Origin of the sequence: Halosegnis longus (assembly GCF_009663395.1) — an archaeon.
Taxonomy (GTDB): Archaea; Halobacteriota; Halobacteria; order Halobacteriales; family Haloarculaceae; genus Halosegnis; species Halosegnis longus.
Map to the genome: position 1 here is coordinate 662,811 of NZ_QKNW01000001.1, position 15,918 is coordinate 678,728.

General features: G+C 63.9%; 13 protein-coding genes and 1 CRISPR repeat array. Of the genes, 7 read left to right on the forward strand and 6 right to left on the reverse strand.

Annotated elements, in window-relative coordinates; genetic code table 11:
• The first annotated feature begins 1 nt into the window (after nt 1).
• Genes cas5b through cas2 form a run of 5 tightly spaced genes read left to right on the forward strand, consistent with a single transcriptional unit; the run spans nt 2 to nt 5,168 of the window.
• A complete protein-coding gene (gene cas5b, locus DM818_RS03750) occupies nt 2-793 on the forward strand; it encodes a type I-B CRISPR-associated protein Cas5b (RefSeq protein WP_153952333.1) in 792 nt (263 codons plus the stop codon).
• Nucleotides 793-3,357 (forward strand): CRISPR-associated endonuclease Cas3'', encoded by a 2,565-nt coding sequence (locus DM818_RS03755; protein WP_153952334.1) that lies wholly within the window; start codon nt 793-795, stop codon nt 3,355-3,357. The genes cas5b and DM818_RS03755 overlap by 1 nt, the downstream gene beginning before the upstream one ends.
• Nucleotides 3,354-3,908, forward strand: a complete 555-nt coding sequence (cas4, locus tag DM818_RS03760) for a CRISPR-associated protein Cas4 (RefSeq protein ID WP_153952335.1) — start codon at nt 3,354-3,356, stop codon at nt 3,906-3,908. Before DM818_RS03755 ends, cas4 begins: the two co-directional genes overlap by 4 nt.
• Before the next feature lie 2 nt (nt 3,909-3,910).
• The gene (gene cas1b, locus DM818_RS03765; RefSeq protein ID WP_153952690.1) at nt 3,911-4,903 is read left to right on the forward strand and encodes a type I-B CRISPR-associated endonuclease Cas1b; all 993 of its coding nucleotides are present in this window, start codon (nt 3,911-3,913) and stop codon (nt 4,901-4,903) included.
• 1 nt (nt 4,904) lies between these two features.
• Nucleotides 4,905-5,168, forward strand: a complete 264-nt coding sequence (gene cas2 / locus DM818_RS03770) for a CRISPR-associated endonuclease Cas2 (protein ID WP_153952336.1) — start codon at nt 4,905-4,907, stop codon at nt 5,166-5,168.
• Nucleotides 5,169-5,265: 97 nt separating this feature from the next.
• Nucleotides 5,266-7,531: direct repeats of the CRISPR family, unit length 30 nt; unit sequence GTTACAGACGAACCCTTGTGGGATTGAAGC.
• Nucleotides 7,532-7,578: 47 nt separating this feature from the next.
• Here cas2 and amrB read toward each other — a convergent pair.
• Both amrB and amrS read right to left on the reverse strand, forming a co-directional pair.
• Nucleotides 7,579-9,054 carry an AmmeMemoRadiSam system protein B gene (gene amrB / locus DM818_RS03775; RefSeq protein ID WP_153952337.1) on the reverse strand — a complete coding sequence of 492 codons (1,476 nt, stop codon included), beginning with the start codon at nt 9,052-9,054 and terminating at the stop codon, nt 7,579-7,581.
• Nucleotides 9,051-10,094 carry an AmmeMemoRadiSam system radical SAM enzyme gene (gene amrS, locus DM818_RS03780; protein WP_172977281.1) on the reverse strand — a complete coding sequence of 348 codons (1,044 nt, stop codon included), beginning with the start codon at nt 10,092-10,094 and terminating at the stop codon, nt 9,051-9,053. Before amrS ends, amrB begins: the two co-directional genes overlap by 4 nt.
• Nucleotides 10,095-10,181: 87 nt before the next feature.
• Between amrS and DM818_RS14890 the strand changes: the two genes are divergently transcribed.
• Both DM818_RS14890 and DM818_RS03785 read left to right on the forward strand, forming a co-directional pair.
• Nucleotides 10,182-10,463 carry a DUF5789 family protein gene (locus DM818_RS14890; protein ID WP_172977282.1) on the forward strand — a complete coding sequence of 94 codons (282 nt, stop codon included), beginning with the start codon at nt 10,182-10,184 and terminating at the stop codon, nt 10,461-10,463.
• A gap of 48 nt (nt 10,464-10,511) precedes the next feature.
• A complete protein-coding gene (locus DM818_RS03785) occupies nt 10,512-11,459 on the forward strand; it encodes an AAA family ATPase (RefSeq protein WP_075938041.1) in 948 nt (315 codons plus the stop codon).
• Here DM818_RS03785 and DM818_RS03790 read toward each other — a convergent pair.
• The 4 genes from DM818_RS03790 to DM818_RS03805 form a co-directional block, all read right to left on the reverse strand.
• The gene (locus DM818_RS03790) at nt 11,456-12,274 is read right to left on the reverse strand and encodes an ABC transporter permease (RefSeq protein WP_172977283.1); all 819 of its coding nucleotides are present in this window, start codon (nt 12,272-12,274) and stop codon (nt 11,456-11,458) included. The genes DM818_RS03785 and DM818_RS03790 overlap by 4 nt on opposite strands.
• Nucleotides 12,275-12,299: 25 nt before the next feature.
• Nucleotides 12,300-13,118: an ABC transporter permease gene (locus DM818_RS03795; RefSeq protein ID WP_153952340.1), complete on the reverse strand. Its 819-nt coding sequence runs from the start codon at nt 13,116-13,118 to the stop codon at nt 12,300-12,302.
• Nucleotides 13,118-14,029 (reverse strand): ABC transporter ATP-binding protein, encoded by a 912-nt coding sequence (locus DM818_RS03800; protein ID WP_153952341.1) that lies wholly within the window; start codon nt 14,027-14,029, stop codon nt 13,118-13,120. Before DM818_RS03800 ends, DM818_RS03795 begins: the two co-directional genes overlap by 1 nt.
• A gap of 541 nt (nt 14,030-14,570) precedes the next feature.
• A complete protein-coding gene (locus DM818_RS03805; RefSeq protein WP_153952342.1) occupies nt 14,571-15,746 on the reverse strand; it encodes an outer membrane protein assembly factor BamB family protein in 1,176 nt (391 codons plus the stop codon).
• Nucleotides 15,747-15,918 lie beyond the last annotated feature (172 nt).

A 15,918-nucleotide genomic window follows, 5' to 3' on the forward strand; every position in this document is an offset into this window, starting at 1 on the left:
GATGGGACAGGAGTCGCTCGACGATTGGACAGAGGAGGGGTCGTTCCCGAGCCGCTGTCTCTCGGTGACGGTTCGCGGTCCGTGGGGTCACTTCCGCCGGGTCGAGGGGAATGTCGTCAAGCAGACCTACCGCGTGATGCCTCGAACGACCGTCGCGGGGCTGCTCGCCGCCGTACTCGGCATCGAGCGCGACGGCTACTACGAGCTGTTCGGTCCCGAGCAGTCGGCAATCGCCATCGAGCCGACGGAGGAGCTTCGGGCGGTCAATATGCCGATGAACTCCCTCTCGACTGCAGACGGGAATCTCCGGTCGCTCAACGGCCGCGGGAAGGTTTCGATGCAGCTTCCCGACCCGACCGCGCTCCGCCAACAGCACAACTACGAGGTGCTCGTGGAGCCGGCATACCGTATCGACGTCGCGCTGCGCGACGCCGAGCGGTACGCCGAGCTGCGGGAGCTACTCGACGCCGGGAAGTCCCACTACGTCCCGAGTCTCGGTCTCTCTGAGCATCTCGCCGAGCTGGAGTACCACGGCGAGTTCGAGGTAGAATCACAGCCGGCCTCGGGGAAGGTGAACGTGGATTCGGCGGTGCCGAACGCGGTTGACTCGCTCGTCGTCAAGCCGAAGGTGAAAAGCGGTATCGAGGAGTCACCCGCGTTCATGACGACCGACGAGGGGGGCCGGACGACGACGGCGTTCACGACGTACGCGTACAACGCCGACGGCGGGGCGCTTCCCGTCGACAACATCGAAACCTCACGCGTCGGCGACCGGACCGTGGTGTTCGTGTGATGATCCGCTCACACCCCGCTGAGGGCGAGCGGGAAGCGGTGCCGCTCTCGGACCACCTCGATGACGTCGCGGCGCGGATACCGCACGTCGTTCCGGCGTCGGTGCAGACGCCCGCGGGGGAGTCGCTGCGGGCGGTGTGTGAGACGCTCGCGCTGTTGCACGATTTCGGGAAGGCGACGAGCTACTTCCAGCAGTATTTGAACGACGAGTATCAGGGCGATTCAGCGCTCCGATACCACGCGCCGCTGGGGTCGTTCGCGGCGTACTACGCGCTCGACGCGCGGGGCTTCGATACGGAAACCTGTCTGGCCGGCTTCGTCGCCGTCGCGAAACATCACGGCGAGCTTCCGAACGTCGCGACGTACGTCCACGACCGAACAAATACGAACGACGGTAATTCGGAGACGAAGGTCACAGAGAGCCAGCGTGCCGTTGCAAAACAGTTGGCCGACATCCGCGAGCACGCACCGGACCTCGCCGCCGATGTATTCGAGCGAGCGAGCGACGGCGAAGGCTCGTGGTCGGAGTTTACCGGTGAGTTCGTCTCTTTGCTCGATGACATCGACGCGACCGTTACCGGCGACGGTGCGATGCCGAGAGTCGGTAGGGATGCTCTCTCCGTGGACTGCTACGGGACCGTACTTCGGTGTTGGAGCGCGCTGACGCTTGCCGACAAGACGAGTGCGGCGGGGGCAAAGCGAGACGCCGAGACGTACGAACCGAAACGGCCCCGACGAGACGTGTTCGAGGCGTACGTCGCTGACATAGAGAAGGAGGCCGACGCTGACCCAGAGGGGACGCGTGAACAACGGCTTGATTACCATCGGTCGCGCGCTCGCGCGGAAGTGCTGGAGACAACAGAATCGTTCGCCGAGGACGGCGGCGGCGTCGCGACCCTCACCTTGCCGACGGGACTGGGGAAGACCCTCACCGGGCTTTCCGCCGCGTTCGACCTCCGCGAGCGACTCGGCGGCGAGCGGATCGTCTACGCGCTCCCGTTCACGAGTATCATCGACCAAGTCGTCGACGAACTCGCCGACATCTACGAGACGGACGGGACGGGCCGGCTGCTCACCGCCCACCACCACCTCGCGGAGACGGTGATTCGAGACGACGATGACGAGGAAAGAGCCGACAAGCACGACGACATCGCGGGGATGCTCGCCGAGAGCTGGCTGGCCGGATTGACCGTGACGACGTTCGTCCAACTGTTCGAGAGTCTCGCCGGGCCGGCAAACCGGCAGTCGCTGAAGCTGCCGGCACTGCAGGATGCCGTTATCGTGCTGGACGAGCCACAGAGTCTCCCACTCGACTGGTGGAAGCTCGCGCCCCGACTGGTCGAACTCCTAATAGACCGGTACGACGCGACGGTCATCGCGATGACAGCCACACAGCCACGGCTGTTCGAAGACGCCACGGAGCTGGTCGCGGAGCCGTCGTCGTACTTCGAGGCCGTCGAGCGCGTCGAGTACGTGCTCGATGAGTCGACCGAACGCTACGTCGAACGTCGGAGCGAGGCGACGCCGAAATCGTACGAATCGGCCGGCGGGACGCTCGAACGAACGCTCGATTCCGGACAGTCATCACTCGCAATCTGTAACACAATCGACAGCGCGCGCGAGCTAACCGACCAACTCTCTGGCAACTACGTGAACGTCGGGAAGCGGTACGGCGAGCTTCTCGACGTGGAAGACGAGTTCACGCCGGAGAAAATCGTCAAGAAAGTACGCCGTGACGGGCGACCGGCGACGCTGCATCTCTCGACGCGACTGCGACCGCGGGACCGACTCGCGCTCATTCAGGCTGCAAAGCAACTTACCGACGAGGGGTATCCTCTCACCGTCGTCTCGACACAACTCATCGAAGCTGGCGTCGACATCAGCTTCGATACGGTGTACCGTGACCTCGCACCCATCGACAGCATCGTACAGGCTGCGGGCCGGTGTAACCGCTCGTTCGAGCGCGAGCGCGGTGAGGTCACCGTCTGGTGGCTCGACGCGCCGGGAGACCAGCAGAAGACGCCGGCGGCGGCCATCTACAATCGCGGCGTCTCGCTGCTGCCTGTGACGGCAGAGACGCTGGCTGCAGTTCGTGACGACGACGGCGGTACGCTACCCGAACGGGCCGTCGCCGACGAGGCGGTGAGTCGATACTACAGACGGCTTCGCGAGGAAAAGAACGTGGGGAAAGCCGAGTACGCCGACCACGTCGATAGCGCACGAGCAGCCGCGTTGGGAGAGCTTTCGCTCATCGACGCCAGACGCACCGCGGAGATTCTCGTCTGTCGGACCGACGACGACCGCCGGCTCGCAGAGAAGGTTCGACAGGCCGAGCAGGCACGCGAGTGGACGGAGTTTCGCCGACTGCTCGACGAATCGAAGGACCGACGAATCTCGGTTCCGCTCGGCTGGGACGATGACCGGGCGGAAGCGATTCAGCAGCTTCCGGTGCTCGTCGAGGACGAAGGGCTGTACTGTCTCGACACCGACCGGTACGAAGCCCACTTCGACACGACGCAGGGGTTCGTCGTGCCCGGCAGTAGCGTCGCCCACCAGTTCCTATGAGTGACACCGACCCCGTCGAACTGTTGCTCGAATCGGCACGCGACGAGACACGCGACGACGAGTTCCACGTCACCGGCGTCATGATGCAGTATTACGCAGTTTGTAAACGCGAACTCTGGTTTGAGTCGCGCAACATCGAAATCGACCGCGAGAACGCAGCGGTCGTCCGCGGGACGCAGGTGGACGAATCGGCCTACGAAGACGAACGTCGAAATCTCTCCATCGACGGCACCATCGCTATCGATGTGTTGGAGGACGGACGCGTGATGGAGGTGAAACCCTCGTCGTCGCTGGTGGAGCCGGCGAAGCTCCAACTGCTGTATTATCTCTGGTATTTACAGCGCGTGGTCGGGGTCGAACGCGACGGTGTCCTTGCACATCCGCGCGAGCGACGGCGCGAGCCGGTCGAACTCACCGAAGAGAACGCCGAGTGGGTCGAGGGGGCGATTCGCGGCATCCACCGCGTCATAAACCGTGAATCGCCGCCGCCGGCAGAGGAGAAGCCGTTCTGTGAGTCGTGTGCCTACCACGACTTCTGTTGGAGTTGTTAATCGTGAACGACAACTATCACATCTTCAGCGACGGGCGCATCGAGCGACACAACGACACGGTCCGGCTGGTCGGGCTCGACGACGAGAAGTCGTATCTCCCCATAGAGAACGCGGAGGCGCTGTTTCTCCACGGACAGATCGATTTTAACACCCGCGTGATGTCGTTTCTCGACGACCACGGTGTTGCGATGCACGTCTTCGGCTGGAAGGACTACTACGCCGGCTCGGTGATGCCAGAACGGGGACAGACCTCCGGGCGGACGGTCGTCGAGCAGGTGCGCGCGTACGACACACCGGAGCGCAGACGCGCGCTGGCACGGAAATTCATCCGCGGGAGCATCCACAATATGCGCGCGAACGTCAGCTACTACGACGGTCGCGGCCACGAGTTCGGTGACGTTATCGAACAACTGGATACCCAACAAGAGCGACTCGAACCGGAACTTGACGTGAGCGAGCTAATGGGGGTCGAGGCGACGGCACGACGCGCATACTACTCGGTTCTCGACGACGTGCTTCCCGATGGTTTCGTCTTTGGCGGCCGCCAGTACAACCCCCCGGACAATGAGGTGAACAGCCTCATCTCCTTCGCGAACTCGCTCGTGTACGCGAACGTCGTCTCCGCGATTCGCGCGACGGCACTCGACCCCGCCGTGAGCTTTCTCCACGAGCCGGGCGACCGCCGCTACTCGCTCGCACTCGACATCGCGGATATGTTCAAGCCCGTGCTCGCGGACCGCGTCATCTTCCGAGTCGTGAACCGCTCACAGGTGACACTCGAGGAGTTCGAAACCGATCTCAACGGCTGTCTGCTCACCGAGTCGGGGCGCAAGACAGTCTCGAAGGCGTTCGAGGAGACGCTGAACGAAACCGTCGAACACCCACGACTGAACCGGAAGGTGAGCTATCAGTATCTGCTTCGCATCGAGGCGTACAAGCTGAAGAAGCATCTCCTGACCGGCGAAGAGTACGTTCCCTTCGAACGGTGGTGGTAGCGTGGTGTACGTTATCGTCGTCTACGATGTGCAGGCCGACCGCACGCCGAAGTTCCTGAACTACCTGCGGCAGTACCTCGTCCACGTGCAAAACTCGGTTTTCGAAGGTGAGTTGACGGAGGGAAAGACCGAGGAAGTCGAGGGACGGCTGGAATCGATGCTGGAGGACGGCGAATCCATAATGGTGTATCGAATGTCCTCGAAAAAGTACGTGAACCGGTCGGTGTTCGGCGATGACCCGATGGACGACCAGCAGTTCCTCTGACCATCGACCCCCGGGGGTTTTGGGGTTATCGCGGGTCGACGGAAACACTAAGTCCTGAGCATCGGTATGTGGGCCTGAGTGCCCCGAATCGGGCATGGTTACAGACGAACCCTTGTGGGATTGAAGCATGCTGAAACGCCTCCGTCGCCGTTGCTGCTGTCGTTTATTCGCTGGTTACAGACGAACCCTTGTGGGATTGAAGCGACCCGGCCTATCCGCGCTGCGAAGACTGGCACTATGTTACAGACGAACCCTTGTGGGATTGAAGCCACTCCTGCGACCGGGCGGTAGCTCAGGATATCGTTACAGACGAACCCTTGTGGGATTGAAGCTTTGTTTATAAAACCGAAGAGGTGTGCATGACGACGTTACAGACGAACCCTTGTGGGATTGAAGCACCCACGACTGGATGATGCTTCGAAAGCGACAGATAGTTACAGACGAACCCTTGTGGGATTGAAGCAGAAAGCGCGCCTCCAAGCAGACCACGAGTTCGTCTGGTTACAGACGAACCCTTGTGGGATTGAAGCCGTGGTCGGCGTGAGGTGACGGTCCACGCGCCGCGTTACAGACGAACCCTTGTGGGATTGAAGCCGATGCTGTCGACGCGCAAGGACGCCGTCGCCGGGTTACAGACGAACCCTTGTGGGATTGAAGCTGGCAACATATACGCCGATACCGCCTAAGATGGGGGTTACAGACGAACCCTTGTGGGATTGAAGCAGTGGAACCATCGTCGTCTGCCTCTGTGTCGGGAACGGTTACAGACGAACCCTTGTGGGATTGAAGCATCATAGCAACCATCGGCATTGCCGGCGTGACGCGTTACAGACGAACCCTTGTGGGATTGAAGCGCGATGTTGCTCTCGTCGAGCTCGGTGACGTTGCCAGGTTACAGACGAACCCTTGTGGGATTGAAGCTTGTCGTAGCGCCGGGGGGCCGGCAGGAGGAAACCGAGTTACAGACGAACCCTTGTGGGATTGAAGCAACGGAGGTGAGGGTGAATGAGCGTGCTCGTCATCAGTTACAGACGAACCCTTGTGGGATTGAAGCACTGGTAACAGCCCCCACAACGACGAGGACTGCCAGTTACAGACGAACCCTTGTGGGATTGAAGCAACCTCGGGCCTACCTATCCTCGCGACCTCCCGCGTTACAGACGAACCCTTGTGGGATTGAAGCACGTATCTGCTTGGCGAGCCGGTGCAGCTCGTCGTGTTACAGACGAACCCTTGTGGGATTGAAGCTCCATCTGACGCCAGGAACCACTCGGCGCCACAGTGTTACAGACGAACCCTTGTGGGATTGAAGCCAGTCCTGCGACCGGGCGGTAGCTCAGGATATCCAAGTTACAGACGAACCCTTGTGGGATTGAAGCACGGTGGGGAGGCAGTGGAGATGGAACTCGTGTCGGGTTACAGACGAACCCTTGTGGGATTGAAGCAAGTTGCTACTAAAAACCTCGCACCAGAGATATCACGGTTACAGACGAACCCTTGTGGGATTGAAGCCCTGTCGAGGGCACGATCACGCCCGAGGACTACGGCGTTACAGACGAACCCTTGTGGGATTGAAGCCCGACTCCGAGGCGCTCGTCGATCAGATCAGCCGGGTTACAGACGAACCCTTGTGGGATTGAAGCAACGACCAGTTTATCCAACACTGGTTTTACCGCGGTTACAGACGAACCCTTGTGGGATTGAAGCGGCGGCCAGATGGACTCGGCGAGCGTCGCGGAGTGTTACAGACGAACCCTTGTGGGATTGAAGCAACAAGCGAGAGGTCGGAGTAGTCACGTCGGTCCTGGTTACAGACGAACCCTTGTGGGATTGAAGCGCCCGCCTGAAGGACGCAAAGGAGGCGATGCTCGATGAGTGTTACAGACGAACCCTTGTGGGATTGAAGCAAGAGCAGCTTTCTCTACCGGGTCTTTATCTAAACAGTTACAGACGAACCCTTGTGGGATTGAAGCCCGTCAAGCTCGAAGATGTCGCCGATGTCTTTCGGGTTACAGACGAACCCTTGTGGGATTGAAGCCAGATACGTGGGTTTCTGGAATCCTCTCAGTAAGGTTACAGACGAACCCTTGTGGGATTGAAGCGGGTCCAGGTATGGCGTCTCGTCGTAGGTCACTGGCGTTACAGACGAACCCTTGTGGGATTGAAGCGGGACTTGCCACACGAGCGTCGTGGGTCCGTCGACGGGTTACAGACGAACCCTTGTGGGATTGAAGCCTCAAGCGCCTGCAGCCGCTCGCGACCGTCCTGGTTACAGACGAACCCTTGTGGGATTGAAGCGCCGTTTAGAATATACTCAATCGAGAATGACGACGGTTACAGACGAACCCTTGTGGGATTGAATTCCCAATATAAATCGCGTCCGGAGAGTTGGAGAATTTTAGAGGGAGCCTTACCACCGGGCGACCGACGCGTAGCCGACCACGCGGGCGGGCGTTCCGGCGGTGTCTGCACTCGTCGCGTACGCCAACGTCTCACCGGCCGTACAGTCGAGCGCAGCCGCTGCGGTCAGCCCGGCGACCGCGCCCCACGGCCCACACATCGTGTGCCCGTGGCGTTTTGCGTCGATAACAGTGTCAGGGTCACCGGCCGCGAGCGCGTCCACGACCGGTTCGTCCGCCTCGCGGGCGACGGCGTCGGGTTCGTAGTGCGTGAGGTCGGTGGAGGCGACGGTGACAACGTCGCGGTCGGCGTCGGCCGCGACGGTCGCGACCCGTTGCCCGAGCCGGCGGGCGCGCTCGGCACCGATGCGGCCGAGACACACCGGAACGACGGCCGTCACGCCACAGTGTTGGAGGAACGGGAGCTGTACCTCAATCGAGTGTTCACCCTCGTGAGCGCGGGTATCGAAGCTCGCGTCGTCGGATTCCGCGACGAGCCGCTGGGCGATATCCGCGGCGACGGGAAGCGCACCGAAGGGCGTCAGCCAGCGGTCGTGGGGGGCGACGGCCACGTCCTCGCCGCCGCCGTCGTGATTCGGCCCGAAGACGATGGCCACGTCGGGGGAGCCGGCGGCGAGTCGGTCGTAGCCGTGGGCCGCAATCGGCCCGGAGTAGGGGTAGCCGGCGTGGGGAGCGACGATGAACCGCGGGGTCGGACCGGCGACGGTCCCGACGCGTTGTCCCGGACCGAGGTCGTGGGTGAAACAACCGACGACCTGCTCGCACAGCTCCGACTCGGTGTCGGCGTAGAACTCCCCGGCGACGGCGGGCCGGCGGACGGACTGTTCGACGCCGCCGTCGGTGACCGCGTGCCGTACCGTACCGTCCGAATCGGTCTCGTCGTAGCGGTGTACCCGAAGGCCGTCGGCCGTCTCGCGGAACTCCCGGCCGGTGAACCGCTCGACGGTGACATCGCCGCGCCGCCACGCGACACCCGGAAGCCCGGCCTTCCGACAGGTCGCGGTGAGGAGCTGCGCCGGGTCCCAGTCGTTGTCGACGGCGACCTGCGGGAGCAACAGCCCCCGGCTTCGCCCCTGTGAGACGACGAGTCCGTCGCGTCCCACGACGACGTGATCGGTGTCGGCGGGAATCTCCTCGGGTGCGGAGAGGACGGTGACGCTGATCTCGAGGTCGGGGACAACAGCGGGAGAGACGGCACCGAAGCGTGGGTCGTTGGCAGCGGCGTCGGCTGCGGCCTCGACGACGACGGTGCGTAAGGGGTCGTCGGCGCGCGGGCGACCGACACAGCCCCGGAGGTCGCCGTCGCGTTCGAGCGTGACGAACACCCCGAGCTCGGCATCGAGCGCCGGGTCGGTTCCCTCTGGCGTCGGATGGGTCTCGCCGCGGGCGGTTCGGCGTACGCTCTCGCGAGCGAGCGCGAGCAGTCGACTGCCGCTGTCGCGGTCGAGGGCGTTGGTGTGAGTCATGCTGTGAATGGTCGACGAGGGGACGCTTCGCGTGCGGTACCGACGAGCGGCGGCTCGTAGCCGCAGGGACACGCACCGTCGCCGAGGGTGACCGATTCGACGGTGAACCCCTCGCGGCGAACGAGGACGCGGCCACACTCGGGGCAGTAGGTTGACTCGGCCTCGTGGCCGGAGACGTTGCCGCAGTAGACGAACGCCAGTCCTTCCTCGCGTGCAATCGCCATCGCACGCTCCAGCGTCTCGACGGGCGTCGGCTGTACGCCCCGGAACTGATAGGCAGGACGGAACCGCGAGAAGTGGACGGGCGTCTCGGGACCGACCGCGTCGTGGAGCCACGCCATCCGCTCGCGAATCGTCTGCTCGTCGTCGTTGTACCCCGGCACGATGAGGTTGGTCACCTCGACGTGGACGCCGCGGTCGGCGAATCGCTCGACGGCGTCGTAAATCGGTTCGGGGTCGGGCGCCCCGATGTGCTCGCGGTAAAACGTCTCGTCGCCCTTGATGTCGATGTTGATGGCGTCGAGTCGCGGGGCGAGCGCGTCGACCGTCTCGGGGGTCATGTAGCCGTTCGAGACGAACACCTGCAGCGCGTCGTCGGGAGCGGCGTCCATCGTGTCGAGTGCGTATTCGAGAAACGCCGTCGGCTCCGTGTAGGTGTACGCGATACCGTCGAGACCCCTGTCTTCGACGGTGGTCGCGAGCGTCTCGGGAGGTCGGTCGCGCTCCGGAACCCCCTCGTGTTCGAGGGCAATCTCGTAGTTCTGACAGAACTCGCAGGCGAAGGTACACCCCTTGGCCGCGAGCGAGAGCAGTCGCGCGCCCGGCGCGACGTGAAACAGCGGCTTCTTCTCGATTGGGTCGACAGCGGTCGCGACGGCCTTCCCGTAGCTGTCGAGTAGCAGCGTGCCGCCGTCGTTCACCCGCACGTCACAGGCACCGGTCTCGCCGTCCGGAATCGCACACTCGCGCGGGCAGTCGTGACACTGGACGGTCCCATCTCGTCGGTCGTACGAGCGAACCTCGCGTGGGCTGGTGCTCATGCGTGAACGTTGGGTCGCCATCGCCACCAGAATTATCCGAAGATGTTCGGCCAAACGGTGAGACGTGTCTCGCGTCTCTACTCGCGTATGCGCCCAACCGAGACGCGGCAGGTGTTCGAAGCGGAGTTGACGTATCCGACGACGCGCCGGGCCGCAATCGAACAGGTCGGCGGGTACGAACTCGAAGCGCCGACCGGCGAGGCGACGCTGTTGGCGACCGCCCTGCGCGAGTGTCCGGAACGCGAGTTCGACAGCGCCACAGGGCTGTACGCCGAGCTGATGTCGTTTCTCGACTCGGCGTTCGTCGGTAGAGTCGGCTACGACGACCGCGGCGGGCTCCACCAGAACTGGACGGCCATGTCGCTGTGACCGGCCGCGACCACGCCGATTTATCATAGCGTGGCTGTCATCACATGCATGGACATCTCCGAGACGAGTGCGGCCTGTGGGGAGGTACTCGACACGCTCCGTGGCGCGATTATCGCCGACGACGCCTTCTTCGAGGATATCCTGCTCGGGCTGCTCTCGCGCGGCCACGTCCTCATCGAGGACGTTCCCGGCACCGGCAAGACCCTGACCGCGCGGTCGATGGCGACCGCGCTCGGGCTCTCCTTTTCCCGCATCCAGTTCACGCCCGACCTGCTCCCCTCGGACGTGACGGGCACCACAATCTACGACGAGGGAACCGGCGAGTTCGAGTTCTCCGAGGGACCCATCTTCGCGAACGTCGTCCTCGCCGACGAGATCAACCGCGCGCCGCCGAAGACGCAGGCCGCGCTGCTGGAAGCGATGGAGGAAGAACAGGTCACCGTCGACGGGACGACCTACGAACTCCCGAGCCCGTTCTTCCTCGTCGCGACGCAAAACCCCGTCGAGCAGTCGGGTAACTTCCCGCTGCCGGAGGCGCAACTGGACCGCTTCAGCGTGAAGACCTCGATGGGGTATCCCGACACCGACGGCGAAATCGAACTGCTGAAGCGCCGTCTCGACCGTATGGAGCAGTCGCCGTCCGTCGAGACGGTGCTCGACACCGAGCGCGTGGTCGGGGCGCGTGACGCCCCCGAACAGGTCCGCATCGAGGAGGACTTGCTCGCGTACATGGTCGACGTGACGCAGGCCACCCGGAGCGACCGCCGTGTCGAGGTTGGCGTCTCGCCCCGCGGAACCCAACGACTGCTCGAGGCGACGCGGGCGGCCGCGACGCTCGCGGACCGCGACTTCGTCACCCCCGACGACGTGAAGCGCGTCGCGACGCCGGTGCTCGCCCACCGACTCGTGTTGACGCCGGACGCGACCGTCGAGAACATCGACAAGCGAGACGTGCTCGCGGACGTGTTAGACCGCGTGGAAGTGCCGACCGTTTAGAGGTCGCTCCGTCGGAACCGTCGGTAGCCGACGGCGAAGGGGACCAGTCCCCACGCCGCGAGAACGACGACGGCGACGGCCGGCGAGACGAACCACGCCTCGTTCTGCACTGCGACCGCCGGCACCGGACCGACGTTCACGACCTCGCCGAGCAGATACGACGCCGAGACGTTCGGCGAGAGGAACTTCGCGAGCACCGCCCACGTCGGCGAGTCGGCGGCGATGACGGCGGCGTTCATCCGGAAGAGGATGAGCGCGACGATATCGACGAACTGCGTCCAGAAGACGACGAGTCCGAGATACGCACCGAACGCCGCGGTGATGACCCGTCGCGTCGTCGCCAACCCCATCGACAACCCCGTCGCGAGCGCGACGAACACGGCGGCGTAGGCTATCGAGACGACGCCGAGACCGAGCAGCGCGAGCGGGTCGAAGCCGCCGAACGCGACCGCCGTAACGACCCCCGAGAGCAGCGTTCCGAGCGCGATAGCGCCCGCGATGACGGCGGTTCTGGCGACGACCTTCCCGACCGCGAGGTCGAGCCGCGAGTGGGGAAACGAGAGGGTAAGCGCGGCCGCACCGGACGTGCGCTCGCCGATGACCGACTCGTAGCCGGAGACGATGGCCAACAGTGGAACCAACAGCGCGAACGCGAAGCCGAGCACGTCGACGTACGGCGTGAACTCCGGCGTTCCGTAGAGGAACGCGCCAGCGAGTCCAAGATACGCGAGCAGGAAGACGGCGACCAGTCCCCACGTCCCGCGGGCGCGGCGCGCGGCCCGGAGGTCGTTGCGCGCGATGACGCGCCAGCTCACCGTCGACCACCTCCGTCGCGGCGGCTCATAGGTCCGTCCCCCGGAAGCGACGGTAGCCACCGACGAGCGGGCCGACGAACCACGCCAGCAGGAGCACGACGGCCACCTCCGCGCCGAGATACCACGGCGCGTCGGGACCGAGGAACGCCCCCGTATCGCGCCCGATGACGAACCCCTCGACCACCCGGTCGTAGACGAGCGACGGTTCCGCCCCGTAGACGAACAGCGCCCAGTCCGGCAGACCGCCGGCGGGCGTCGCCAGCCCCAGCGCGTCAAGCACGCGCGCGAACGTCCCCCGGAGGTTCCGCCAGAACAGGACGGCGACGATGACGGCGAACGCGCCGACGGTCGCCCGGCGCGGCGAGGCGGTCAGCGTCGACAGCGCCAGCGAAATCGCGAACAGGGCGAGGGCGAACAGCAGCGTCGCACCGAGATACACGAGGAAGGTCGCGCCGTCGACCGTCCCGAACGGGTAGGAGACGAGCCAGCCGCCGACGACTGTGCCCGCGAGAATCGAGCCGACGACGACGGTCCCGCGGGCCGCGAACTTCCCGGCGAGCACGTCCAGCCGAGAGTGTGGCAGCGTGAGCAGGAGCGTCAGCCGGCCGGCCGCGCGGTCGGCCACGATAGCGCGGTAGCCGACCAACAGCGCGAACACCGTGACGACGAGCGGGACGAGCCCAGACAGCTGGCTCGCGTACCTCGCCACGTCGCCGCTTGGACTGCCGCCGGCGACGTACCCTCCGGCGACGAACACGAACGCGACGAACGCCATGCCGGCGCGCATCGACCGCCCCTCGATTACGTCGGCGAACTCGCGGCGGGCAATCGGTCGCCACGACATCAGGCCGTGCCCCGCGTGTACTCGACGAACAGGTCTTCGAGCGATGCCTCCTCCGTCGAGAAGTCCACCACGTCGACGCCCCGCTCTTCGAGCGCGATGAGCACGTCCAGCTTCGCGTCGTTCTCGCAGGTGACGACGAACTGGCCGTCCTCGTCGAGCCACGCCGAGTCGACGCCGTCGGTCGCCTCGATGGTCTCGACGTGCGACTCGTCGGGCGTATCGACGGTGATGAGGAGTTTCGTCCCGCCGCCGGCCGTCTCGCGCAACCCCTCGATGGTGTCGACGGCCGCGAGCTTGCCGTGGTGCATGATGCCGACGCGGTCGGCGACGGCCTCCACCTGTTCGAGGACGTGCGAGGAGAAGAAGACGGTCGTGCCGCGCTCGTTCTCCTCGCGGATGATCTCTCGCATCGCCTTCGCGCCGTTCGGGTCCAAGCCGCTCGTCGGCTCGTCCAAGACGAGCAGGTCCGGACTGCCGACGAGTGCCATCCCGAGCACGAGCCGTTGGGCCATCCCCTTCGAGTAGCCGCCGGCGGGGCGGTCGGCCGCGTGCGTGATGTCGACGCGGTCGAGCACGTCGAACGGCTCGTCGTCCACGCCTTTCGACTCCATGGCGAACTCGACGTGTTCGCGCCCGGTCAAGGAGTCGTAGACGGCGTACCCCTCCGGGAGCACGCCCATGTGTTCGCGGGCGGCGACGCTGTCGGTCTGACAGTCCTTCCCGAACACCTCGATGGTCCCCTTGGTCGGGCGGGCGAAGTCCAACAGCATGTTGATAGTCGTGGATTTGCCCGCGCCGTTGTGGCCGAGGAAGCCGAACACCTCACCCTCCTCGACGGTGAGGTCGATACGGTCGACGGCCGTCACCGAGCCGTACCGCTTGGTCACGTCCTGTGCGCGTATCGCTGGCATACTGACTGAGCGTTCAGCGCTCCGGGTGATATGTTTTCCCCTTGACTGCTTTTACCGGTAGGCGTGGGACCGCCGCCAACTACATGAGCATCTGAGCGGGCTCGCGACCCCCGGCGGGACACAGACCGAGTCGACCGACGCGGTTGTCGACGGTCTGTTGCGCTGCCAGATGACGGCGCGGCCCGCCAGCAGAGGCTTGCTGGGGAGGAACCGGCAAACCTCGGGAAGAGTGCCGTGAGCCAGTATCTCCCGGTCCCTGCGGATGCCCGGAGCTGGTAGGACCGCAGAGGACGCAGACGGTGGATGAGTGGGTTAGCGGTCGCGGACTATCTTCTCGACTTCGGGCGATATACCGTTCCGAAGCAGGCAGTCTACGACGGCGAGAACGGGATGCTATCGCTGTAGCGGGAGACCGTCGACAACCGCGTCGAGAAGGGGAAGTTCCGCCTGTCGCGAGCGGACGGCGACGAGACGGGCGGGAGTTCACCGCCGACGCGACGCTCACAGTCCACGATTCGATGTGGCAACCTGAGAGCGGACGTCACCTCGTTTTAGCACCGCACTCCGGGCAAAATGACGGATCGTCGTGCTCGGACAGAGATGCTCCACACTCCGAGCAACGCTGATACAGTTGTGATTTCGACCCGCTCCGGTCCGATCCGCCCAGCGCGTATATACGGTGGTTCTTTGCTTCCGATAGATGTGGTGCGCTCGATCCCTGACTCGCCACGAAGAGGGTACCGTCGACCACTGCCACCGACGAGTGCACTTCCACCCCGTCAGTCTCGAAGTCCCACTGCTTGCGTCCAGTGGCTGTATCAAAGGCGTAGACGTAACTGTCGTTACTTCCAACTAAAGCGGTGGTATCCACCACCGTCACCGATGGATACCGCCATCCAGATGTCTGAGCATCCCACTGCTTGCGTCCAGTGGCTGCGTCCAGCGCGTAGATGTGGCCCTCGAAGTCGTCAACGCTCCCACTCCCGATGAAGACAGTGTCATCCGCCACCGTCGGCGACGATGGATTCTCTCCGTCAGCCTCGAACGTCCACTGCTCACGACCAGTGGCCACATCTAGTGCGTACACATGACTGTATTTGTTCCCGATAACGACAGTGCCGTTGGCTATCGCCGGTGACGAAGCCACCTCACCACTCCGGAAATCCCACTGTTTGTGTCCAGTGGCTGCATCCAGCGCATAGACACGATAGGCGGCTCCGATGAAGACCGTGCCGTCTATCACTGTCGGTGACGACTCTGTGCTTCCATCAGTCCGGAAGCTCCACTGCTCGCGTCCAGTGGCTGCATCCAGCGCGTAGACGCGATTGGCGGCCCCGACGAAGACCGTGTCGTCCACCACCGCCGGTGACGAAGAAATTTGATTAATCTGAAACCTCCACTGTTTGCGTCCAGTGGCTGCATCCAGCGCGTAGACGCAATCGGTGGCCCCGACGAAGACCGTGCCATCCACTACCGCCGGCGATGAGTCCACGACGCCATCAGTGTTAATTTGCCACTGTGAGTTACCACCTTGGTCAATCGCCACGACACGCTCGCCGACACTCACGTATACGATATCGCCCCAGACAGCTGTTCCATACACGGGGTCTTGGAACTCGTGGGACCACACCACAGTAGGAGTGCTGGTCGGAGCTGTCTCTGCTGATGTGTCGAATCGATGGGTCGGATTGTGCATCCGCACGTTCCGGCCAGCCATTATCCCATGGGGATAGTTCCGCTCGTCTTAATCCTATCCCCATTTGCATGGTGAACAGCCTCGGAAGCAAGCCCAGAGGCACTCCGCCTGCTCGGCTTGTAGTTCACTCGCTCGCAAACGCGTTCTCTGACCGCCGTCGCATCCCATCGCGACGTGTCGTGCGCTTGCGCTC